Raw genomic sequence first — 22045 nt, forward strand, 5'->3', positions numbered from 1 at the left:
CCTTAATCGGGTGTCAGGCCTGCCTGGCGAAATAGCGCTGACCGTCGGCGGCCGTGCGCCCGAACACCCTCCTGAGCACGGGCACCAGCGGCCGGAAGGGCAGTGTCAGCGGTCCCTTGGGCTCGATCGCGACGGTCCAGGTGAATCGGGTGCCGTCGCCGTCGGCGTCCACCGCGTAGTCCTCGGCGAACCGGCGCAGGACGGGCAGGTTCGCCTCGTAGACGCTGAACGAGTAGCGACGGCCCTCCTCCCAGCGGAAGAAGCGTTCCCGTACCCGCAGCACACCGGGCGCCAGCGCCACTTCGCGGGTGGTGCCGACGCCGAACGGGCGCGCGGTGCGCCAGGTCAGGTGGGTTACCGACGATCCCCACGCTTTGATGGATTCGTCGGACGCGAGTGATTCCCACACCCGCTGAGGTGGGGCCGCGAAATGCTTCTCGATTCGGATGATGTGGGGCGCGGACTGCAGGAAGTCTGCGTCAGCGGGTTCCAGGGGGTACCAGCGTGTCATGCTCTGAGCATGCCAAAGGGGCCGTTCCGAAGCGGAAGCGCAGGGGGCGGCCAAGCCGGCGTAGCGGGGTGATGTGGTAGACCGCGCGCAGCATCCATCGGGACAGCCGCGAGTAGTGTCGCTCCATCCCGGGGGCGCATGGATACCACAGTTCGCGGTCGAGGTGAAGGCCGGGGACTGCGCGCTCGACTTCACCCGGGTCATCGATATGCCAATGTATCTGTGCGCCTGAGGCTTTGACACACCCATAGCGTTGCAGAAGCCACACACCCCAGCGGCCGTAGCCGTCGAGCAGCATCTCGCCGGCGGGAAAGTGCTCGGTGATCCGGCGCAGCATCGCCAGCCCGTCAACCGCCCGCAGATATGGGGTCAGTCCCTCGGCGATGACGAGAACCGCTGTGTCGCCTGCGATGTCGTCGAGCAGGTGCGGATCGGTGACGGAGGACGCGACCAGGTGCGTGCCGCTGCGCTGCGGAAACAGCCGCCTGCGCAGCTCGATGACGTCAGGCATATCGACGTCGTACCAGCGCACAGACGTCGGCGGGTCGATCCGGTAGACGCGGGTGTCCAGACCGCAGCCCAGGTGTAGCACCGTGCAGTCCGGATGGTCGTCGAGATACTGCTGCGCCCAGGTGTCATACGCCTTGGCGCGCACGCCGAGTGCGGTGTAGTCGGTGCCGCGGGTACGCAGTCTGGTGAAGTCGTAGTCGAGGCGCTCAAACGCCTCATGCGCCTTCCGGTCCTGCAAGACCGAGTCCTTCTTCTCGAAGTCCATCGCCTTGCCGTACAGCGTGGCGAGCGCGGTCTGCTGCGCTCCCGTCAGGTCGACCTGTTCGAGATGCACTGTCTCACTTCCCTTCAAAGCCGTCGATGCCGGCCTGCGCAAGATTCATCAGGTCGGCGCCGGCGAAATCGGCTGAGATGATGTCCAATTCGGCCATGGCCACCCGGGAGAAGAACTGCGGCGTCGCGCCTTCGGTGCCCAGTGCGCGGGCGAGGTGGCCGTGCAGCACCCAGATGCCCAGGCGCATGGCGACCAGGACGGCGGCCTGGGTGCGGGTGTCCGACCGGGTGGCCGGCGGCTGCGGGGGATGCTCGGCGAGATAGTCCTCGGTCATCGTGACCATAAGGTCGAACAGGGTCTCGGCGGTCGCGGAGCCGTCGACGAAGGCGTGCGCGAGATAGGCGAAGACCGGCGCGACGCTGCGGTACGTCGCGCCGATGAACGCGGGATCACCGACCCGGCCCTCGTCGACCGCCTGGTGCAGCAGCTCGCGCAGATAGTCGAGCACGTAGGCATCACACGCCTCCCGCAATCCCTGCTTGGAGCCGAAGTGGTGGGACACCAGGCCCGGCGTCACGCCGGCCTCCTGGGCGACCGCCCGAATGGTGGTGGGCTGGGCGCCCCGCTCGGCGAACAGGCGCATCGCCGCATCCCTGATGCGGGCGCGTGAGGTGATGTCCTCGACTGGCCGCATGGTCAAGATTTTATACCTATGACCAGCAAATTGGCCATATGTTCAATGGGTAAATGCTGTGTCGTCGGGGCCCGATGTGACGAGATCGACTTCCGCCCGCCGATCCGTCGTCTTCGGACCGCCGGTCCGGGTGGTCGGGGCAAACTCACCGGCGTCCGCCCGGTGGGCCGGGTTGTGTGTTGGACAGAGTCGTTTGAGCTGGTCGGACGTCGCCCGGCGCGATAGGCCCTGGCATCGCGGAAGTTTGTGAAGGCAACCGCTGTGTGGGTGCATGCTGCCGCTGCCGCTGGGGCGGATAGGCCGGTGATTGTGGCCGCCGTTGTCGCCTTGCCTGCGATCAATCCATGGAACAGTTCTGTAGATTTCGCGTTTTGCTTTTAGGGTGCTCTCTGTGGGTAGGCATGAGATGCCCAGAAACCGGCGAGTCTCGCCGGCTGTTCTGGCTGCGATCACCGCCCCCGTCGCTGCCCTTCTGGCTGCAGCAGCCGACGTGAAACCGCTCCCTGCCCCGCAGGCGAAACCGGCGGAGGCCTCGCTTGAGACTTCGGTGGAGACCTCGCTTGAGACTTCGGTGCAGGCCTCCGTGAAGACGTTTGCCCCCGACGCTCCACGGCCGTGCTGCGTCGAGATCGTCGCCGCGACATCGATGCCGTCCATTTCGGTCGCGGGCGCCGTCCCTGTCCAACAGGTGGCGTCGCGATGGCGGGTCGCGCAGCGTGAGGCCCTTCCGCGCGTGGTACCCGCAGGCGTGGCGCCGGAGCGGGGCCTGCAGATCAGGACCATCCAGGCCGCCCGCAGCATCAGTGCGGTGTTCCCCGAGATCCGTAACATCGGCGGTGTCCGGCCGGATGCGCTGAGGTGGCATCCCAACGGCCTGGCGATCGACGTGATGATCCCCGACTACAACAGCGCCGCCGGCATCGCGCTGGGCAACCAGATCGTCGCGTATACGTTGAAGAACGCGGACCGCTTCGGGCTGGAGAACCTGATCTGGCGTGGCGCGCTGTACACCCGCGAGGGGCGTCGAGGTTCGGCGTCCGGGCACTACGACCACGTCCACATCGCCACCACCGGCGGCGGATACCCCACCGGCGGCGAGGTCTACATCCGCTGAACCGGCTTACACCGGGCTCATACCGACCGTGACGTAGACGGTGCCAGTGGCACGAGTGCGAACCTACACGGAAACAGGGCCCCGACCGGATCGACCAGTCGAAGCCCTTTACCTGCATAAACACGAGTCGGGGTGGCGGGATTCGAACCCACGACCTCTTCGTCCCGAACGAAGCGCGCTACCAAGCTGCGCCACACCCCGCGTGAAGCCACGACAGCGTATCGCACGGGGCCGGGGTGAAGCCAAATGGCTTTGTCGCCGACGTCTGCGCCAGGGCTGCTGGCAAGACGGGCCACGACCCCGACGCAGATCTCGCGGCGGCCATCGGGATGGAAGTGGCTTGTCGGTGGCGTTGTACACACTGAACGCACGTGAACGAGGAAGCGAGGACGCGATGACGGGGTTGGGCGCCGCACTCTACGGCGGGTTCTTTGCCCTCGCGGCACTCTGGCTGTTCGTCACCGCCGACGGACCGGTCGCGGGCGAGGAGCACCCAGGCCACGATCATGACGGCCAGCGTCCGGAGCGCTCGAACTCCGCGAGTACCTCGGCCGACGCCGACGCGTCCAGCCCCTGGCTGGCCAGCCACTCGCCGTCGAAGTAGGTTTCGGCGTAGCGATCGCCGCTGTCGGCGAGCAAGGTGACCACGGAGCCGCTGACACCCTGAGCGAGCATCTCGGCCAGCAGGCTGAACGCGCCCCATAGGTTGGTGCCGGTCGACGGCCCGACCCGGCGGCCAAGCACTGCGCTGGCATGCCAGGCAGCCGCCACCGACGCGGCGTCGGGCACCGCGATCATCCGGTCCACCACATTCGGCAGGAACGACGGCTCCACCCGCGGACGCCCGATCCCCTCGATGCGTGACGACTTCCCGGTGACAACGTCCCCGCGTCCCTGCGCGTAGGCGGGGAAGAACGCCGAATTGTCGGGATCGACGACACACAGCCTGCTGCGGTGTCTGCGGTAGCGGATGTAGCGTCCGATGGTGGCGCTGGTGCCGCCGGTGCCCGCGCCGACGACGACCCATTGCGGGACGGGGTGGGGTTCGTCGCGCATCTGGTAGAAGATCGACTCGGCGATGTTGTTGTTGCCGCGCCAGTCCGTCGCCCGCTCGGCGTTGGTGAACTGGTCGAGATAATGCCCGCCGGTCTCGTCGGCCAGGCGCTGCGCCTCGGCGTAGACCTGTGACGATTCGGCGACGAAATGGCAACGGCCGCCTTGAGACTCGATCAGCGCGATCTTCGCGGTGCTCGTCGACGACGGCATCACCGCGATGAACGGCAGGCCGAGCAGCGCGGCGAAATAGGCCTCCGAAACCGCCGTGGACCCCGACGACGCCTCGACCACCGTGGTGTTCTCGCCGATCCATCCATTGCACAGCCCGTACAGGAACAGTGACCGGGCAAGCCGGTGTTTGAGGCTGCCCGTGATGTGCGTGGATTCGTCCTTGAGATAGAGCTGCAGGTCCACCCGGCCGCACCACGCCTTCGGCAGCGGATAGCGCAGCAGATGGGTGTCGGCGCTGCGCCGGGCGTCGGCTTCGATCAACCTGACGGCGTTGTCCGCCCAGTCACGCGGGCGGTATCGCGCGGCGTCAGACCGCGCGCTCATCGGCGAAGCGGCGCTGGAGACCCCCTCAGGGGATGCTCGCGCGACGTCATCTCGCCGAGACGCTCGGATGCGATCGGCCCTCTCGCTCGCCCGCGTCGTGACCACCGATCGGAGCGGCCACCAGCGTCAGCAACGTGGCTTCCGGGCGGCAGCAGAACCGCAGCGGCGCGAACGGCGATGTGCCGATCCCCGCCGACACGTGCAACGCCATGGTGGCACCCCATCGCGACGCCCCCTTGACGCGTGACCGGTCCAGGTCGCAGTTCGTGACGATGGCGCCGTAGAACGGCAGGCACAGCTGCCCGCCGTGGGTGTGGCCCGCCATCACCAGCTGGTAGCCGTCGGCCGCGAACCGGTCGAGGACCCGCGGCTCGGGGGAGTGCGTCAGGCCCAGAGCCAGGTTCGCGGTCGCGTCGGCCGGCCCGGCGATCGTCTCGTAGCGGTCGCGGGACAGATGCGGATCGTCCACCCCGGCGGCGGCGATCCGCAGCCCCGCCACCTCGATTTCGCGGCGGGTGTGCGTCAGATCCAGCCAGCCGCGCTCGGTGAACGCCGCTCGCAGGTCCTGCCACGGCAGCGGCAACCCGTGCCGGCGCTGCTCCGGATTGGTCAGATACGCCGCGGGGTTCTTGAGCCGAGGGGCGAAATAGTCGTTGCTGCCGAACACGAAGACGCCGGGAACGGATAGCAGATTGCCGAGCGTCTGCACCACGGCCGGCACCGCCCGCGGATGCGCCAGATTGTCACCGGTGTTGACCACCAGGTCCGGCTCCCACCGCGCCAGCTCCCGCAGCCAGCTTTGCTTGCGCCGCTGACCGGGCCGCATGTGGATGTCGCTGATGTGCAGCACCCGCAGCGGAGACGACCCTGGGGTGAGCACCGGCATCGTCACCTCGCGCACCACGAATGCGTTCCGCTCGATCAGCGAGGCGTAGCCGATCCCCGCGACCAGCGACCCGACGGAAACGGCCGCGGCGTTCTTGAGCATCGTGACCGAGGTCGACGATCGTGGCGTGTCGGACATGCCACGCAGCCTACTGCCACTGGCCATCGCCCACCCGCCGATCACGGGGGTGGCGGAGGCGGTGGCGGAGGTGGCGGGGGCGGCCCGAGTATCGGCACGGTGATCGGCGGAAGCCCCGGGATCTCGACGATCGTTTGGCCCGGCGGTGGCGGCGGCCCGCCCGGCGGCGGCGGGGCCGCAGGCGGCGGTGGCGGAGGTGCGGGCGGGATTCCGTTGCTGATCTGAATCGTGATGATCGATCCGGGGATCGTCTGCCCGCTGGGCGAGGTACCCAGCACCGTGCCGTACCGTGACCCGCTGCTCACCGGGGTCGCCTGGTCGGCGACCTGGAATCCGGCGTCCTTCAGGCGCTGCCTGGCGGTGTCCTGGCTTAGCCCGGCCACGCTGGGCACCTGCGAGCCGGGTCCGCCGTCGACGAAACGCGGGTCGGTGGGTGGCAGCTTCACCTCGCCGAAGCTCGACGCGATCGGTTTCATCGCGCGGAACCAGGTGCGGGCCGGTTCGTTGCCTCCGAACAGGTTTCCGTCCCCGCACTGACGCAGCGGAAATGAACACAACTCACCGGGGTTGGGCGAGTCGTCATAGATGTAGTTCGCGGCCGCGTACTGGTTGGTGAAGCCGAGGAAACCCGACGAGCGATGCGCCTCGGTGGTGCCCGTCTTGCCCGACATCGGCAGATCCCAGCCCACCGAACCTGCGGCACCAGCCGCGGTACCTCCGCCGGCGTCATCCTTGCTCATGGCGTTGGCCAGGGTGTTCGCCAAACCCTCCGGTACCGCCTGATCACAGGTTTCGGTGGTGACGGCCACCTCGTTGCCGGCGCGGTCGAAGACCGTGTCGATGGGATCGGGTGGGCACCAGGTGCCGCCGGAGGCCAGCGTCGCCGCCACATTCGACAACTCCAGCGCGTTGACCTCGATCGGGCCGAGGGTGAACGACCCGATGTTCTGCCGTTTGACGAAGTCGGCCAGGCTTTCGTTGCTCTCCGGGTCGTAGTCGCGCGCCGTGCCCGGCAGGGCGTAGGACCGCAGACCCAGCCGTACCGCCATGTCGACCGCGCGCGGCACGCCGACCTGCGAAATCAGCTTGGCGAACGCCGTGTTCGGCGACGTCGCCAGGGCGTCGGTGACGCTCATCGACCCGCGGTACCCGCCACCGGCGTTCTTGACGCACCAGGTCTCCTTGGGGCAGCCGGGGGTATCGCTGCTGCCGAGCCCCTTCGCCTGGAACTGCGCGGGAACATCCAGCTGTGCATTGATCCCCAGCCCCATCTCCAGGGCTGCCGCGGTGGTGAAGATCTTGAAGATCGATCCCGCTCCATCGCCGACCAGCGAGAACGGCTGCGGCTGCATGGTTTCTTCGGCGTCGCCGTTGAGACCATAGGTGCGGTTGGACGCCATGGCCAGGACGGGGTGGGACTCCTTACCCGGCTTGATCACGTTCATCACGCTGGCGATGCCGTTGGCGTCGGGGCTGGCGAAGGCGTTGATCGCCTGCTTCACCGTCGCCTGCACATCCGGGTCCAGCGTCGTCTTGATCAGATAGCCGCCCTTGGCGACCTGTTCCTTACTGATACCCGCGCGGGCCAGATAGTCCAGCACGTAGTCACAGAAGAACGCCCGGTCGCCGGCCGCGATGCAACCGCGTGGCAATTCGTTGGGCTGCGGCAGGATCCCCAGCGGCTGTTCCTTGGCCGCACGCAGCGCGTCGACCTCGTCGGGCAGGTTCTCCATCATGGTGTCGAGCACGAGGTTGCGCCGCGCCAGTGCGCCGTCGGGGTTGGTGTAGGGGTTCAGCGTGCTCGTCGACTGCACCAGGCCGGCCAGCAGGGCGGCCTGGTGCCAGTTCAGCTGCGAGGCATTCACGCCGAAGTAGGTTTGCGCGGCGTCCTGAATGCCGTACGCGCCGTTGCCGAACGACACCAGGTTCAGGTAGCGGGTGAGTATCTCCGGCTTGGCGAACGTCTTGTCGAGGGTGAGCGCCATCCGGATCTCGCGCAGCTTGCGGGCCGGGGTGGTCTCGATCGCCGCGCGCTTCTCGGAGTCGGTCTGGGCGATCACCAGGAGCTGATAGTTCTTCACATACTGCTGTTCGAGTGTCGACCCGCCGCGGGTGTCCAGGTCGCCGCGAAGGTAGCCAGCGAGCCCGGTCAGCGTGCCCTGCCAGTCGACGCCGTTGTGTTCGGCAAACCGCTTGTCCTCGATCGAGACGATCGCGAGCTTCATCGTGTTCGCGATCTGTTCACTGGACACCTCGAAGCGGCGCTGAGAGTACAGCCACGCGATCGTATTGCCCTTCGAGTCGACCATCGTCGACACCTGTGGGATGTCGCCCTCGACGAGCGCGGCCGAACCATTGGCAACGACGTCGGAAGCGCGATTGGACATCAGGCCGAATCCCCCCACGACAGGGAACATCAGCGCTGCCATGAGCACGCTCGCCAGCAAGCAGCACCAGGCAAGCTTGATGACGGTGACGGCTGTGGGCGGGCGTTCCGGCATGGGTATAGAGTACTGACGCCGTGGGTGCGAATCCCGGGACAGGCGTCTGAGGACATCTCCGCCAGCCCCCGCCGCGGTGCGCGGAACCGCCCATTATCCGCCAAGATGATCAGACGGCACGGTCGTCCCAAAATAGTGCGTCGCAAACTGTTGCGTAAATGGCCCCTGACCACCTAGCTTGGACATGCAGTGCGATCCAGGTAACACTTCTGGCGCAATGTGGCGTAGATCGCATCGGCGTTCTACACCGGAGGGCTCGCCGTCGTCGCGACGGTTGGAACGAAGGGATCGCTGATGTCAGTTACTCGGCCCGCCACCCGGAAGACTGCCGCGAATCCCGCCACCCAAAGCGTCGTACACGGCGAAGCCGAAGCCCGGATCGCGTGGGTGTCCCAGGCACGGTGCAGGCAGGCCGATCCCGACGAGTTGTTCGTCCGCGGTGCCGCCCAGCGCAAAGCCGCCGTGATCTGCCGCCACTGCCCGGTGATCCTCGAATGTGGGGCCGACGCGCTCGACAATCGGGTGGAGTTCGGTGTCTGGGGCGGGATGACCGAACGGCAGCGCCGGGCCCTCCTCAAACAGCATCCCGAAGTCGTTTCCTGGGCGGAGTTCTTCAGCGCTCAGCGCAAACATCGCAGCGCAGTCTGAGCAAACCCTTTCGGGGCTCCCGCTAGGCCGGTTCGGCGACGCCGGTGATCTGGTCGGCGATTGCCCGCAGCGCCTCGAGGTCGGAAACGTCGAACGGAAGCGACGGCACCCCGACAATCGGTACGTGCGGGTTGGCGCCGGTGAATCGTGACAGTAGCCGGACCTCCCTTTTGGCCGTCTGTGCCCGGTCGGCATGAATGCGCAATACCGCCGCGGTCAAGGACTCCGCATCCGACGCGGCTAACTGATCAGCGGCGTCGGCGGCCTTGTCGGCGTTCAGGCTCGACAGGGTGGGGTGGGTGCGGTTGAAGATCAGGCCGGCCATCGGCATCCGCTCCTGGGAGAGCCGGTCGACGAAGAACGACGCCTCACGCAGGGCGTCGGGCTCCGCGGCCGAGATCACCACGAACTGGGTACCCCGGCGCTTGAGCAACTCGTAGGTGCGGTCGGCTTTCTCCCGGAAACCGCCGAAGGTCGCATCCAGTGACTGCACGAAACTCGCCGCGTCGGCCAGCATCTGCGAACCGAGGACCGTCGACAACGCCTTCATCGCCAGCCCGACCGCGCCGGTCACCAGCCTGCCGATGCCCCGGCCCGGCGCCAACAACAGCCGCCATAGCCTGCTGTCCATGAAGCTGCCGAGCCGCTTGGGTGCGTCGAGAAAGTCCAGTGCGTTGCGCGACGGAGGAGTGTCGACGACCACCAGGTCCCACCTGTCCTCGGCCAGCAGCTGGCCGAGCTTCTCCATCGCCATGTACTCCTGCGTGCCCGCCAGGGAGGTTGCCACGGTTTGATAGAACTGGTTGTCCAGAATCGCTTCTGCGCGATCGGGTCCCGAATACTGGACCACCATCTCGTCGAACGTGCGGCGCATATCGAGCATCATCGCGTGCAGTTCCCCGGACACCTCGGGCGCCAGCGGCACCCGCTGCGGTGAGTTGCCGAGATCCTTGATGCCCAGCGCCTGCGCGAGCCGTTTGGCCGGGTCGATGGTCAGCACCACGACGGTGCGGCCGTACTCGGCGGCACGCAAGGCCATCGCGGCGGCGGTGGTGGTCTTGCCGACGCCGCCCGCGCCGCAGCACACGATGACGCGGTTGGCGGTGTCGGCCAGGATCGAACCCATGTCCAGGCCCGGTGCGGTGGCGCTCATCGGATTCCCTTTCTCATCGCACGCCCTGCTGGGCCAGCGATTCCGCCAGTTCGTACAGGCTGCCCAGGTCCACACCGTCGGGCAGAGCGGGTAGCTCGAGGCGGGGCACTTCGATGGAGTCGAGTTGCTCGGCGCTCTGCGCGCGCGCCGTGATGCGGGTGGAGTGTTGGATGGCTTCGGTGAGTAGACCGGCAAAGTTACTGTCGGACAAGGTGATTCCCGCGGTGGCCAGCTCGGCGCGCACGGCGTCGGCGTCGATGTCGCCCTCGGCGGCCTTGGTCAGGTCGTTGGGCGACAGATACGCCGGGATGTTGCGGTTCACGATCACACTGCCGATGGGAAGGCCTAATTCGCTCAGTTCGTCGATCGCTTCCAGCGTCTCCTGCATCGGCAGCGCCTCCAGCAGCGTCACCAGATGAACGGCGGTCAGGTCGGAATGCAGCAGCTTCACCACGCCCTCGGCCTGGGAATGCACGGGGCCGCCCTTGGCGAGGTCCGATACCGCCTTGGTGACGTCGAGGAATCGCGAGATGCGTCCCGTGGGCGGCGAGTCCACCACGACCGCGTCGTACACCGATCGCTTGCCCGCCTTATCGGGCTTGTCGTTGCGCGTGACGATCTCTTTGATCTTGCCGGTGAGTAGCACGTCACGCAGGCCGGGGGCGATCGTCGTCGCGAACTCAACCGCGCCGATGCGGCGCATGGCGCGCCCTGCCAGACCGAGGTTGTAGAACATGTCAAGGTACTCGAGGAACGCCGCCTCGATGTCGATCGCCAGTGCGTTGACCTGGCCACCGCCGTCCGCCGTTGCGATCTTGACCTCTTGATAGGGCAGCGGGGGCACGTCGAACAGCTGAGCGATGCCCTGCCGCCCTTCGACCTCGACCAGCAGCACCTTCCGTCCGCCCGCGGCAAGTGCAAGGGCCAGCGACGCCGCGATGGTGGATTTGCCGGTTCCCCCCTTACCCGTCACGAAGTGCAGTCGCGCCTTGGTCAGGCGTGAGGGCCAGCCGACTCGCTGGGGGCCGTTCTGTGTGGGGGGCACACCTGCATGCTAGCCAAGTGCTCACCGCCGCCAGATAAGCTCAGCCTATGAGCGAACCGACCCGGTGGGAGTACGCCACAGTTCCGTTGCTGACCCATGTGACCAAACAGATTCTCGATCAGTGGGGGGAGGACGGCTGGGAGCTGGTGTCGGTGCTGCCGGGTCCGACCGGTGAACAGCACGTCGCCTACCTGAAGCGCGTGAAGTGACCGCCTCGGAGCGGTTGGCGGAGCTGGGAATCGAACTGCCCGACGTCGTCGCACCCCTGGCGGCCTACATCCCGGCGGTGCGCACGGGCAACCTCGTCTACACCTCGGGGCAGCTGCCGATGGTGGCAGGCAGCCTGCCCGCGACAGGAAAGGTCGGCGGCGAGATTTCCCCTGAGCAGGGTAAGTCACTGGCACGGGTGTCTGCGCTCAACGCGCTGGCCGCCGTGCACGCGCTGGCCGGAATCGATTCCATCACGCGTGTTGTGAAGGTGGTCGGATTCGTGGCGTCGGCGCCCGGGTTTCATGGTCAGCCAGGGGTCGTCAACGGCGCGTCGGAGCTGTTCGGTGAGGTCTTCGGTGACGCGGGTAGACACGCGCGGTCTGCCGTAGGTGTCGCCGAGTTGCCGCTGGACGCTCCGGTGGAGGTCGAAATCATTGTCGAGGTCGCGTGAGCGACGATTCAGCGGAGGTCGCGTGAGCGACGATTCAGCGGAGGTCGCGTGAGCGACGATTCAGCGGAGGTCGCGTGAGCGATGATCGGGCAGAAGTCGGGTAGCCGGCCGGGCGGCCCGCAGCACCCCGCGTACGGCGTGCTGCGGCCGGTCACCGATACCGCGTCGGTGCTGCTGTGCGACAACCCCGGCCTGATGACGCTGGAGGGCACCAACACCTGGGTGTTGCGCGGGCCGCGCAGCGACGAGATCGTCGTCGTCGACCCGGGGCCCGCGGACGACGGCCATATTGCCAGAATCTCTGAACTGGGCACTGTTGCGCTGGTGCTGATCAGCCACCGGCACGAGGATCACACCGGCGGCATCGACAAGATCGTCGAGTTGACGGGTGCGCCGGTGCGGTCGGTCGGCAGCGGATTCCTTCGCGGCCGCGGGGGCGTCCCGCTCACCGACGGCGAGGTCATCGACGCTGCGGGCGTGCGGATCACGGTCATGGCCACGCCAGGGCACACCGCGGACTCGGTGTCGTTCGTGCTCGACGACGCCGTCCTGACCGCGGACACGGTACTGGGCCGGGGTACCACCGTCATCGCCACCGAGGACGGCAACCTCGGGCAGTACCTGGAATCCCTGCGGCGGCTGCAGGGCCTGGGCAGGCGTGCGGTCCTGCCCGGCCACGGGCCCGACCTGACGGACCTGAACGACGTGACGTCCATGTACCTCGCCCACCGCCAGGAACGGCTCGATCAGGTGCGCGACGCGCTGGCCGCGCTCGGGGAGGACGCCACGGCCCGCGAGATCGTCTCGCACGTATACACCGACGTGGACGAGAAGCTGTGGAGCGCTGCCGAGTGGTCCGTCCAGGCCCAGCTGGAGTACCTTCGGCTGTCCACCTGACCCTCTCGGCCGACGCGTTAGCCTCGGCCGATGCGTTGGCGCCGAGATCGACGTGCTCGTTACCTCGCTCGCGGCTGGATGCTCGCTCGTTACCTCGCTCGCGGCTGGATGCTCGCTCGTTACCTCGCTCGGCGCGCCAATCGCTCGGAGTCCGAGATCAGCACGCTCTTGCCCTCCAACCGGATCCAGCCGCGGTGGGCGAAATCGGCGAGCGCCTTGTTGACGGTCTCCCTGGAGGCGCCGACGAGCTGCGCGATCTCCTCCTGCGTCAGGTCGTGCGTGACGCGAAGCGCGCCGCCCTCCTGCGTACCGAACCGCTGGGCGAGCTGGAGCAGCTGCTTGGCGACCCGGCCGGGAACGTCGGTGAAGATGAGGTCGGCAAGGTTGTTGTTGGTGCGGCGCAGCCGGCGGGCCAGCACCCGAAGGAGCTGTTCGGCGATCTCCGGGCGGTCCGCGATCCAGGCGCGCAGCGCGTCGCGGTCCATCGATACCGCACGCACCTCGGTGATGGTGGTGGCGCTCGACGTCCGCGGTCCGGGGTCGAATATCGACAGCTCACCGAACATGTCCGACGGCCCCATGATCGTGAGCAGGTTCTCCCGGCCGTCCGGTGATCGCCGGCCGATCTTCACCTTGCCCGAGATGATGATGTACAGCCGATCGCCGGGCTCGCCTTCGGCGAACACCGTATGCCCCCGCGGGAAGTCGACGGGCTGCAGCTGTTTGGTCAGCGCGGATACGGCGCTGGGTTCGACCCCCTGGAAGATTCCGGCCCTGGCCAGGATCTCGTCCACGTTGCCCCTCTTAAGCTCTCGGCTGGTGTGAAATGCGCTGACCAGCCTCTACCAGATTTGCGTGACAAGTGTAGAGGTAGGCCCGCTGCGGACTAGCCAACGCTACACACGATTGGCATGTTGAGTCGGCTGAAACTGTGGATTTCGCCGGTGCTGCACATATGCCCGCGTGGGCAGCAGCGTCTCCTCAGCGGTGATGGGCAGGGCGTCGGTGGTGGGTTCGTCGTCGCGGTCCGGATGCCGCCGGGGTGCGCCCTCCTCGGACAACGCCCCCACGTCGTCGACACCTGCCTGGTGAAGGAACTCCGCGACGTCGGCGGGTGAGATGGTGTCGCGGGTGAGACTGGCCTCGATCCGCGCGAGCCCGAACGTTGCCAGCATCAGCAGCCCGGGGATGCAGGCAACGAGCAACCAGGACACAAGGGTGAAGTAAACACTTCCAAGATCTCATCGCGATCACGAATTGTTCCCGGTCCGCCGTCCCTTCGGGCCGGCACTGTCGTACCCGCTCAGTAGGCTTGCGGGCGTGAGCGTCGACGCGTCCTCGGCCGGCAAACCGGCGAATCCGAAACCGGCCCGGCGCGGTGCCGCCGCCCGCAAGTGGGACACCGAAACCCACCTGGGTCTGGTCCGGCGCGCCCGGCGCATGAATCGCGCCCTATCGCAGGCATTTCCACACGTCTACTGCGAACTCGATTTCACCAATCCGCTGGAGCTCACGGTGGCGACCATCCTGTCGGCGCAGAGCACCGACAAGGGCGTCAATCTGACGACACCCACGCTGTTCAGGAAGTACCGCACCGCCCTGGACTACGCCACCGCCGACCGGGCTGAACTCGAGGAGATGGTCCGGCCCACCGGCTTCTACCGCACCAAGGCCAACTCCCTGATCCGGCTGGGCCAGGAACTCGTGGAACGTTTCGGCGGCCAGGTACCCGCCACCATGGAGGAGCTGGTCACGCTGCCCGGCGTGGGCCGTAAGACGGCCAACGTCATCCTCGGCAACGCCTTCGACATCCCGGGCATCACCGTCGACACCCATTTCGGGCGGCTGGTGCGCCGCTGGCGCTGGACCGCCGAGGAGGACCCGGTCAAGGTCGAGTACGCCGTCGGCGCCCTCATCGAACGAAGCGAATGGACGCTGCTCAGCCACCGGGTGATCTTCCACGGCCGCCGGGTCTGCCACGCCCGCAAGCCCGCGTGCGGCGTATGCGTGCTGGCCAAGGACTGCCCGTCGTTCGGCATCGGCCCCACCGACCCGCCGACGGCCGCCGCGCTGGTCAAGGGGCCAGAAACTGAGCATCTGCTGGCCCTGGCCGGCCTCTGACCGATCTGATGAGCACGTCGATCCGCTGGACGGTGGCGGTGCTGGCCGTGGTGGTGGCCCTCGTCGTCGCATTGGCGATGCAGCTCGGATCGGACGGGGACACACCATCCGGAGGGGGTCCGGGGCGGGCCCGCGACCACCGTGACGCCGACACCCCCGAGGCCTTGGCGGGGCCGCGGGCCAAGGCCGACCTGATGCCGTGCCCGGCGCCGGCAACGGAGCCCGGCCCGCAGGAGCTGCGTGGCATCGTGCTCGAATGCGCGGGCGACGGCTCGATGGTCGACGTCGCACCCGCGCTGGCCGGACGGGCGGTGCTGCTGAACCTGTGGGCGTACTGGTGTGGGCCGTGCGCCGACGAGCTGCCCGCGATGGCAGAGTTCCAGCGGCGGGTCGGCACGAGCATGACCGTGGTGACCGTCCATCAGGACGAGAACGAGACCGCGGCGTTGCTGCGCCTCGCCGAGCTAGGGGTGCGGTTGCCGACCCTGCAGGACGGGCGGCGATTGATCGCCGCGGCGCTGAAGGTCCCCAACGTCATGCCAGCCACGGTGGTGCTGCGTCCAGACGGTACGGTTGCGCAGATCCTTCCGCGCTCGTTCGCCAACGCCGATGAGATCGCGGCGGCGATCGATCCCTCGCAGCGGTGAGTCACCCGGCATGAGGAGGGGACACCGCCGACAGAGGGGAGCGCCGGGGTGAGCGCCAAGCGCGAACGGGGTCTGCTGGCCCCCGGCGCCGCGCCGGGCTGGCTCAGGCCGTTGGTCGAGAACGTCGATTCGGTGCCGCGTGCCTACCGCCGCCGGGTCCCTCCCGAGGTGCTCGCGATGTTCACCGCGGCCAACACCAGGGCAGCGCAGACGGGAAGCGGACGCGACGCCGCGGTGCTCGTGCTGTTTTCCGGGGCGCCCGAAGCCCCGCCCGGCCGATTGCCCGACGACGCCGACCTGCTGGTCACCGTGCGCGCCTCGACGCTGCGCCACCACGCCGGTCAAGCGGCGTTCCCCGGCGGCGCCACCGACCCCGGCGATGCAGGCCCGATCTCGACCGCGTTCCGGGAGGCGCGCGAGGAAACCGGCCTGGAAACCGGCCGGCTGCACCCCCTGGCGACTATGGAGCGGATGTTCATCCCTCCATCCGGCTTTCACGTCGTGCCCGTGCTGGCCTACTCCCCGGATCCCGGGCCGGTGGCCGTCATCGACGAATCCGAGACGGCGATCGTGGCCCGGGTGCCGGTGCGCGCCTTCGTCAACCCGGAGAACCGGATGATGGTGTACCGCGCAGCCGTGCCTTTTGCGCCTTCTGCGCCTCGCGCAAGTGCTCATCGCGGTATCCGCCATTACGCCGGGCCTGCATTCCTCCTCAACCAAATGCTCGTCTGGGGATTCACCGGGCAGGTCATCTCGGCGATGCTGGACGTGGCGGGCTGGGCAACGCCGTGGAACGCCAACGACGTGTGGGAACTCGACGAGGCGATGGCACTGGTTGGCGGTGGCAGGCCCCCGGCGCGCCTGTCGTCCGGCGAGCGGAAGACCATGCCGGGGGCCGACAGCGGCTACGGTGAGAGCCAACAATGACATGGTCGCAGTGGCTTGATCTGGCCGTCCTCGTAATCGCGTTCGTCGCTGCCATCTCCGGATGGCGCTCCGGCGCGCTGGGTTCGCTGCTGTCCTTCGTCGGGGTGATCCTCGGCGCCGCCGCCGGCGTCCTGCTGGCCCCGCACGTCGTCAGCCACATCGACGGACCGCGGACCAAGCTGTTCGCCACGATGTTCCTCATCCTCGCGCTGGTGGTGGTCGGCGAGATCGCCGGCGTGGTGCTGGGACGCGCGGTCCGTGGGGCCATCCGCAGCCGGGCCATGCGCACCGTGGACTCGATCATCGGGGTGGGCCTTCAGGTGGTCGCCGTGCTGGTGGTGGCGTGGCTGCTGGCGTCCCCGCTGACGTCGACCGATCAGCCGAACCTGGCCGCGGCGGTGCGGGGTTCGCGGGTGCTCGCGCAGGTCGACCAGGTCGCACCGCCGTGGCTCAAGTCCGTGCCAGCCCGGCTGTCCGGACTTTTGGACACCTCGGGGCTGCCCGAAGTGCTGCAGCCTTTCGGCCGCACGCCCATCGTCGCCGTCGATACGCCGGACCCCGCGCTGGCCACCGACCCCGCCGTCGAGATCGCCCGGCCCAGCGTGGTCAAGATCCGCGGCGTGGCGCCGAGCTGCCAGAAGGTGCTCGAGGGAAGTGGATTCGTCGTCGCGCCCAGCCGGGTGATGTCCAACGCGCACGTCGTCGCCGGGGCGGACAGCGTCACCGTCGAATCCGACGGTCAGACCTACGACGCCTACGTCGTCTCCTACGACCCCGACGCGGACATCTCGATCCTCGACGTCCCCAACCTCCCCGCGCCGCCGCTGGCCTTCGCCGACACTCCCGCGCCCACCGGCACCGACGGCGTGGTCATGGGTTACCCCGGCGGCGGGGACTTCCTGGCCACCCCGGCCCGGGTGCGCGAGATCATCGAGCTTCAAGGCCCCGACATCTACCGCAGCACCACCGTGACCCGCGAGGTGTACACCATCAGAGGGACGGTGCGGCAAGGGAATTCGGGTGGCCCGATGATCAACCGCAGCGGCAAGGTGCTCGGTGTGGTGTTCGGCGCGGCCGTCGACAACGCCGACACCGGATTCGTGCTCACCGCCGACGAGGTCGCACGCCAACTCGCCAAGATCGGCAACACCGCCCGGGTACCCACCGGCGCCTGCGTCGCCTGACCGGCGCCCGAGGCGTTCACCCGGACCGATCAGCGGATGTAGACCTGCGCCAGGAAGCGTGCGATCTGCTCGTTGACCACGCCCGGTGCCTCCTCATGGCCGAAATGGCCGGCACCGGCGATCGATACGTACCGGCCGTGAGGTGCAAAGCGCTGCGTGCGATAGACCGGATCGGCGAGCACGTAGGGATCGGCGTCGCCGCGCAGGTGCAGAACGGGGACGTGCAACGGGTTCTTCATCGACCGCATGAACCGTCGGCCCTCCCCGCGCAGCTGGCTGCGCACCGCCCAGCGTTGGTACTCCAGCGCCGAGTGGGCCGCGGACGGGATCTGAATGGCCCGCCGCATGTAGCCGATCGTCTCCGAGAAATCCTCTGAGGCAAGCCATTTCTCACTGGCCCGGCCGCGCACCAGCCGCTCCAGCTCGTCGCCGTCGTTGCGGGTGAGCGCACGCTCCGGCCACATCGGCACCTGGTAGCGCAGCATCGACGGCAACAACGCCCGGCCCTGATCGCGGCATCTGAGCGCGGATGCGCGCAGTGCGACCGGGTGCGGTGAGCTGACCACCGCGATCGCGCGGACCGCCCGCGGGTGCAGCACCGACGTGGCCCAGCACACCAGACCGCCGTCGGCGTGCCCGACGAGCGTGGCGTCCTTGTGGCCGAGCGCGCGCACCAGCCCGGCGGTGTCGCCGGCCAGCGTCCAGCCGTCATACCCGCGTGGCGGTTTGTCGCTGCCCCCGTATCCGCGCAGGTCGACGGCGACCACCCTGGCCCCGCTCAGACCTTTAAGTTGATGGCGCCAGGACCACCAGAAGCTGCCGAACCCGTGCAACAGGATCACCAGGGGCCGGTCGACCCCCGTCTCGGCCGCAGGCTCGCTCGACTTGGGCTCGGCTTCCACGACGTGGAACCGGATGCCGTTGGCGTGTATGTCCAGGTGACGCCACGGACCGTCGATACGGGCGAACGACGGGTCGGGCGGTGGCTGCTTGTCACGGCCGCGGCCGCCCGCGGTCGCGCCGCCGCCGCGGCGGCGGCGCATCTACCAGCCCGACGGATCGGTGGCCGGCCGGCCGTTGGGCTCCAGTGCCTTGCCGGCGGCCTTGTCGTGACCGGGGGTGAGTGCCTCGCGGGTCTCCTTGACCGATTCGATGGTCTGCCGCGGCCCGCGGATGCGCCGCACCTTGAGGAAGCCCAGCAGCGCCAGCAGCGCCGTGACCACCACCATGATGCCGAAGACGATGAGGAACGCCGCCCAGCGCCACAGCCAGGTGTCGAGCAGTTCGGCGAGGAAGAAGAAGAAAAAGAAGGTGGAGTAGAACAGCACCACCAGCGCCAGGACGAAAAAGACGCTGCCGGTGAGTCCCTTCTTGAGATCTCGGGTGATCTCGGCCTTGGCCAATTCGACTTCGGCGCGCACAAGCGTGGAGACCTGGGTGGTCGCGTCCTTGACCAGGTCGCCGATGGACGGGTCGGGCTTCGGGGCGTGGGGATCCACCAGCGGAATCGAGGTCACGGTGGTGGGCACACCGTTCTTGCGGTCGCCAGTGCTCACGGGTGCTGCCTCCCCGGTCCGTCCGTCAGTCGTCGGTTCATGGTGCCATGCTGTGACCCGGTGGACGATTCCGGCCGACTCTAGACTGGCTAGAGTTCATGTGCAGTCGGGTCGGGGCGCAGCGATAGGGGACCAGGATTTGAGGACCGGCGGGTTCAACCGCGACGACCCCCGCGCCGACCACAGGCACTGCATGCGCGTGCTTGCCCTCGGTGCGGCGACGCTCGCGCTGACGTTCGCGAATGCATCGGGGGCCGTCGCCCACGCCGCCGACCCGGTCACGCTCGGCGGCGGCTCGGGGATCGTGGTCGAGGGTGACACGTACTGCACCCTGACGGCGATCGGCAATGACAACCGGGGCAGCTTGATCGGCTTCACCTCGGCGCACTGCGGCGGACCGGGAGCGCGGGTGGCCGCCGAAGAGGACCCAGACAGCGGGGTGGTCGGCACCATGGTCGCGGGCAACGAAGCGCTGGATTATGCGGTCATCGAATTCGACCCGCAGAAGGTGGTGCCGGTCAACACCGTCGACGGCTTCCTCATCGACGGCATCGGGCCGGATCCGGCGTTTGGCGAGATCGCATGCAAGTTGGGTCGGTCCACCGGTTATTCGTGCGGCGTGACATGGGGGCCGGGTGAGGACCCCGGCACGATTGTCAACCAGGTGTGCGGCGGTCCGGGGGACTCCGGCGCTCCGGTGACCGTCAACAACCACCTGGTGGGCATGATCCACGGCGCATTCACCCAGGACCTGCCGAACTGCGTCGTGAAGTACATTCCCCTGCACACGCCGGCGGTCACGATGTCGATCAACGCGGTGCTCGACGACATCACCGCCAAGAACCGCCCCGGCTCGGGCTTCGTCCCCGTCGGCTCGACCGCATGACGAAAGCCGCCCCGGCGCAGGACCGGGGCGGCATCCGGGTTGTCAGCGCAGTGACACCCGTTCGTCAGAAAGCAATCATTTGTTGGCGCGGATCGCCTCGAACACGCTGGGATCCAGCAGGGTCGAGGTGTCACCGAGTTCACGGCCCTCGGCGACGTCGCGCAGCAGCCGGCGCATGATCTTGCCGCTGCGGGTCTTCGGCAGCTCCGGCACCACGTGGATCTCGCGGGGACGGGCGATCGGGGAGATCTCCTCGGACACCGCGGCCCGCAGCTCCTTGATCATCTCGTCGGTGGAGATGTCGGCGTGGTGTTCCTTGAGGATCACGAACGCGCAGATCGCCTGACCCGTGGTGGCGTCGGTGGCGCCGACGACCGCCGCTTCGGCGACGCCCGCGTGACCGACGAGCGCGGACTCGACCTCCGCCGTGGAGATGCGGTGACCCGACACGTTCATCACGTCGTCGATGCGGCCCAGCACCCAGATCTCACCGTCGCTGCCGTAGCGGGCGCCGTCACCGGCGAAGTACCAGCCCTGCTCGGCGAAGCGCGACCAGTAGGTTTCCTTGAACCGCTCCGGGTCGCCCCAGATGCCGCGCAGCATCGACGGCCACGGCTTGTCCAGCACCAGGTAGCCCTGCGTGTGCTCACCGAAGTCGGCGGTCTGCTCCAGGACGTTGGCGTTGTCGTCGACGATCTTGGCGGAGATGCCGGGCAGCGCGTTCATCGCCGATCCGGGTTTGGCGACGGTGACGCCGGGCAGCGGTGCGATCATCGCCGCGCCGGTCTCGGTCTGCCACCAGGTGTCCACGATCGGCGCCTTGCCGCCGCCGATGAAGTCGCGGTACCAGATCCAGGCTTCGTGGTTGATCGGCTCGCCCACCGAGCCCAACAGACGCAGGCTGGACAGATCGTGTCCAGCGGGCAGCGTCCGTCCCCACTTCATGAACGTGCGGATCAGCGTCGGCGCGGTGTAGTAGATCGTCACGCCGTACTTCTCGATGACCTCGAAATGCCGGTGCATGGTGGGCGAGGCCGGGGTGCCCTCGTAGACCACCTGGGTGGCGCCGTTGGACAGCGGTCCGTACACGATGTAGGTGTGCCCGGTGACCCAGCCGATGTCGGCGGTGCACCAGTACACATCGGTGTCGGGTTTGATGTCGAACACCGCGTAATGCGTGTAGGACGCCTGCGTCAGGAAGCCGCCGCTGGTGTGGATGATGCCCTTGGGCTTGCCGGTTGTGCCTGACGTGTAGAGCAGGAACAACGGTTGCTCGGAATCGAACGCCTCGGGGGTGTGCTCAGGGGAGGCGCTGTCGACGATGTCGTCCCACCACTTGTCGCGACCCTCGGTCCACGGGATGTCGATGCCGGTCCGCCGCACCACCAGGACGTGTTTGACGGGGCTGGGGGTGCCGTCCTCGCCGGGGGTGAGGGCGTCGTCGACGGCGGTCTTGAGCGGTACCGCCTCGCCGCGGCGGTACTGGCCGTCGGTGGTGATGACGAGTTTGGCCTCGGCATCCTCGACGCGGGCACGCAGGGCGGCCGCGGAGAACCCGCCGAAAACGACGCTGTGCATGAGGCCGAGGCGGGCGCAAGCCAGCATGGAGACGATGGCCTCGGGAACCATCGGCATGTAGATCGCGACGCGATCGCCGGCCACCAATCCGAGGTCGGTGATCGCGTTGGCCGCCTTGGAGACCTCGGCCTTCAGCTCGGCGTAAGTGATGCTGCGGGCGTCGCCGACCGGCTCGCCCTCCCAGTGGATCGCGACGCGATCGCCGTTGCCCGCCTCGACGTGGCGGTCGACGCAGTTGTAGGCGACGTTGAGCTTGCCGCCCACGAACCACTTCGCGAACGGGGCGTCCGACCAGTCGAGCACCTCGGTGAACGGAGTCTGCCAGTGCAGCCGTTCGGCCTGCTTGGCCCAGAAGGCGAGGCGGTCGGCCTCGGCTTCTTCGTACAGGTCCGCGGTGGCGTTCGCAGTGGCCGCGAACTCGGCCGGCGGTGGGAATGAGGGGAGAACGTCGGCATGGGTCTCGGTCATGGTGTGTGAGCGTAGTCACCGAACGTTGCATCAAG

At 67.9% G+C, this 22045-nt stretch carries 23 protein-coding genes and 1 tRNA gene; 10 read left to right on the plus strand and 14 right to left on the minus strand.

The window, feature by feature from the left end:
* Positions 1-13: 13 nt before the first annotated feature.
* Genes ADBZ6K_RS04800 through ADBZ6K_RS04810 form a run of 3 tightly spaced genes read right to left on the minus strand, consistent with a single transcriptional unit; the run spans position 14 to position 1989 of the window.
* Complete coding sequence (locus tag ADBZ6K_RS04800; protein ID WP_526344704.1) at positions 14-511, minus strand: SRPBCC family protein; 498 nt, start codon at positions 509-511, stop codon at positions 14-16.
* The gene (locus tag ADBZ6K_RS04805) at positions 480-1355 is read right to left on the minus strand and encodes a class I SAM-dependent methyltransferase (RefSeq protein WP_526344705.1); all 876 of its coding nucleotides are present in this window, start codon (positions 1353-1355) and stop codon (positions 480-482) included. The genes ADBZ6K_RS04800 and ADBZ6K_RS04805 overlap by 32 nt, the downstream gene beginning before the upstream one ends.
* Before the next feature lie 4 nt (positions 1356-1359).
* A complete protein-coding gene (locus ADBZ6K_RS04810) occupies positions 1360-1989 on the minus strand; it encodes a TetR/AcrR family transcriptional regulator (RefSeq protein WP_526344706.1) in 630 nt (209 codons plus the stop codon).
* A gap of 391 nt (positions 1990-2380) precedes the next feature.
* Here ADBZ6K_RS04810 and ADBZ6K_RS04815 point away from each other — a divergent pair, with 391 nt between their 5' ends.
* Positions 2381-3103 carry a VldE C-terminal domain-containing protein gene (locus ADBZ6K_RS04815; protein WP_526344707.1) on the plus strand — a complete coding sequence of 241 codons (723 nt, stop codon included), beginning with the start codon at positions 2381-2383 and terminating at the stop codon, positions 3101-3103.
* Between the two features lie 127 nt (positions 3104-3230).
* Here ADBZ6K_RS04815 and ADBZ6K_RS04820 read toward each other — a convergent pair.
* The 4 genes from ADBZ6K_RS04820 to ponA2 all read right to left on the minus strand — a co-directional run bounded on the left by ADBZ6K_RS04820 (position 3231) and on the right by ponA2 (position 8239).
* Positions 3231-3304, minus strand: a tRNA-Pro gene (locus ADBZ6K_RS04820).
* A 303-nt stretch (positions 3305-3607) separates the two neighbouring features.
* Positions 3608-4714: an L-cysteine desulfhydrase Cds1 gene (gene cds1, locus ADBZ6K_RS04825; protein ID WP_526344708.1), complete on the minus strand. Its 1107-nt coding sequence runs from the start codon at positions 4712-4714 to the stop codon at positions 3608-3610.
* A 46-nt stretch (positions 4715-4760) separates the two neighbouring features.
* The gene (locus ADBZ6K_RS04830) at positions 4761-5702 is read right to left on the minus strand and encodes a metallophosphoesterase (RefSeq protein WP_526344885.1); all 942 of its coding nucleotides are present in this window, start codon (positions 5700-5702) and stop codon (positions 4761-4763) included.
* A 77-nt stretch (positions 5703-5779) separates the two neighbouring features.
* Positions 5780-8239 carry a transglycosylase/D,D-transpeptidase PonA2 gene (gene ponA2, locus ADBZ6K_RS04835; protein WP_526344709.1) on the minus strand — a complete coding sequence of 820 codons (2460 nt, stop codon included), beginning with the start codon at positions 8237-8239 and terminating at the stop codon, positions 5780-5782.
* Between the two features lie 294 nt (positions 8240-8533).
* Here ponA2 and ADBZ6K_RS04840 point away from each other — a divergent pair, with 294 nt between their 5' ends.
* Positions 8534-8887 carry a WhiB family transcriptional regulator gene (locus ADBZ6K_RS04840; RefSeq protein WP_526344710.1) on the plus strand — a complete coding sequence of 118 codons (354 nt, stop codon included), beginning with the start codon at positions 8534-8536 and terminating at the stop codon, positions 8885-8887.
* 22 nt (positions 8888-8909) lie between these two features.
* On the opposite strand, the gene bagB is transcribed toward ADBZ6K_RS04840, so the two are convergent.
* Together bagB and bagA are read right to left on the minus strand one after the other, a co-directional pair.
* The gene (gene bagB, locus ADBZ6K_RS04845) at positions 8910-10040 is read right to left on the minus strand and encodes an ATPase BagB (RefSeq protein WP_526344711.1); all 1131 of its coding nucleotides are present in this window, start codon (positions 10038-10040) and stop codon (positions 8910-8912) included.
* Between the two features lie 13 nt (positions 10041-10053).
* Positions 10054-11085, minus strand: a complete 1032-nt coding sequence (gene bagA / locus ADBZ6K_RS04850) for an ATPase BagA (protein ID WP_526344712.1) — start codon at positions 11083-11085, stop codon at positions 10054-10056.
* A gap of 47 nt (positions 11086-11132) precedes the next feature.
* Here bagA and sp36 point away from each other — a divergent pair, with 47 nt between their 5' ends.
* The 3 genes from sp36 (at position 11133) to ADBZ6K_RS04865 (ending at position 12643) form a co-directional block, all read left to right on the plus strand.
* The gene (gene sp36 / locus ADBZ6K_RS04855) at positions 11133-11294 is read left to right on the plus strand and encodes a Sp36 family protein (RefSeq protein WP_526344713.1); all 162 of its coding nucleotides are present in this window, start codon (positions 11133-11135) and stop codon (positions 11292-11294) included.
* Positions 11291-11746: a RidA family protein gene (locus tag ADBZ6K_RS04860; protein WP_526344714.1), complete on the plus strand. Its 456-nt coding sequence runs from the start codon at positions 11291-11293 to the stop codon at positions 11744-11746. Before sp36 ends, ADBZ6K_RS04860 begins: the two co-directional genes overlap by 4 nt.
* Positions 11747-11827: 81 nt before the next feature.
* Positions 11828-12643 (plus strand): MBL fold metallo-hydrolase, encoded by an 816-nt coding sequence (locus tag ADBZ6K_RS04865; RefSeq protein WP_526344715.1) that lies wholly within the window; start codon positions 11828-11830, stop codon positions 12641-12643.
* Positions 12644-12762: 119 nt separating this feature from the next.
* On the opposite strand, the gene crp is transcribed toward ADBZ6K_RS04865, so the two are convergent.
* On the minus strand, positions 12763-13437 hold the full coding sequence (gene crp, locus ADBZ6K_RS04870) for a cAMP-activated global transcriptional regulator CRP (protein WP_005138643.1): 675 nt from the start codon (positions 13435-13437) through the stop codon (positions 12763-12765).
* 102 nt (positions 13438-13539) lie between these two features.
* On the minus strand, positions 13540-13857 hold the full coding sequence (locus ADBZ6K_RS04875; RefSeq protein ID WP_526344716.1) for a hypothetical protein: 318 nt from the start codon (positions 13855-13857) through the stop codon (positions 13540-13542).
* A gap of 226 nt (positions 13858-14083) precedes the next feature.
* On the opposite strand from ADBZ6K_RS04875, the gene nth reads away from it, so the two are divergent.
* Genes nth through marP form a run of 4 tightly spaced genes read left to right on the plus strand, consistent with a single transcriptional unit; the run spans position 14084 to position 17522 of the window.
* The gene (gene nth / locus ADBZ6K_RS04880; protein ID WP_526344886.1) at positions 14084-14764 is read left to right on the plus strand and encodes an endonuclease III; all 681 of its coding nucleotides are present in this window, start codon (positions 14084-14086) and stop codon (positions 14762-14764) included.
* An 8-nt stretch (positions 14765-14772) separates the two neighbouring features.
* Entirely contained in the window at positions 14773-15411 is a 639-nt protein-coding gene (locus ADBZ6K_RS04885) for a TlpA family protein disulfide reductase (RefSeq protein WP_526344717.1), read from the plus strand.
* Positions 15412-15459: 48 nt separating this feature from the next.
* A complete protein-coding gene (locus ADBZ6K_RS04890) occupies positions 15460-16338 on the plus strand; it encodes an NUDIX hydrolase (protein WP_526344718.1) in 879 nt (292 codons plus the stop codon).
* A complete protein-coding gene (gene marP, locus ADBZ6K_RS04895) occupies positions 16335-17522 on the plus strand; it encodes an acid resistance serine protease MarP (protein WP_526344719.1) in 1188 nt (395 codons plus the stop codon). Before ADBZ6K_RS04890 ends, marP begins: the two co-directional genes overlap by 4 nt.
* A 29-nt stretch (positions 17523-17551) precedes the next feature.
* Here the strand turns inward: marP and ADBZ6K_RS04900 are convergent, their stop codons facing one another.
* Together ADBZ6K_RS04900 and ADBZ6K_RS04905 are read right to left on the minus strand one after the other, a co-directional pair.
* The gene (locus ADBZ6K_RS04900; RefSeq protein ID WP_526344720.1) at positions 17552-18565 is read right to left on the minus strand and encodes an alpha/beta fold hydrolase; all 1014 of its coding nucleotides are present in this window, start codon (positions 18563-18565) and stop codon (positions 17552-17554) included.
* On the minus strand, positions 18566-19078 hold the full coding sequence (locus tag ADBZ6K_RS04905; RefSeq protein WP_526344721.1) for a phage holin family protein: 513 nt from the start codon (positions 19076-19078) through the stop codon (positions 18566-18568).
* A gap of 193 nt (positions 19079-19271) precedes the next feature.
* On the opposite strand from ADBZ6K_RS04905, the gene ADBZ6K_RS04910 reads away from it, so the two are divergent.
* The gene (locus ADBZ6K_RS04910) at positions 19272-19964 is read left to right on the plus strand and encodes a chymotrypsin family serine protease (RefSeq protein ID WP_526344887.1); all 693 of its coding nucleotides are present in this window, start codon (positions 19272-19274) and stop codon (positions 19962-19964) included.
* A 75-nt stretch (positions 19965-20039) separates the two neighbouring features.
* Here the strand turns inward: ADBZ6K_RS04910 and acs are convergent, their stop codons facing one another.
* Positions 20040-22010: an acetate--CoA ligase gene (gene acs / locus ADBZ6K_RS04915; RefSeq protein WP_526344722.1), complete on the minus strand. Its 1971-nt coding sequence runs from the start codon at positions 22008-22010 to the stop codon at positions 20040-20042.
* Positions 22011-22045 lie beyond the last annotated feature (35 nt).

Source organism: Mycobacterium sp., assembly GCF_044223235.1.
Lineage (GTDB): Bacteria > Actinomycetota > Actinomycetes > Mycobacteriales > Mycobacteriaceae > Mycobacterium.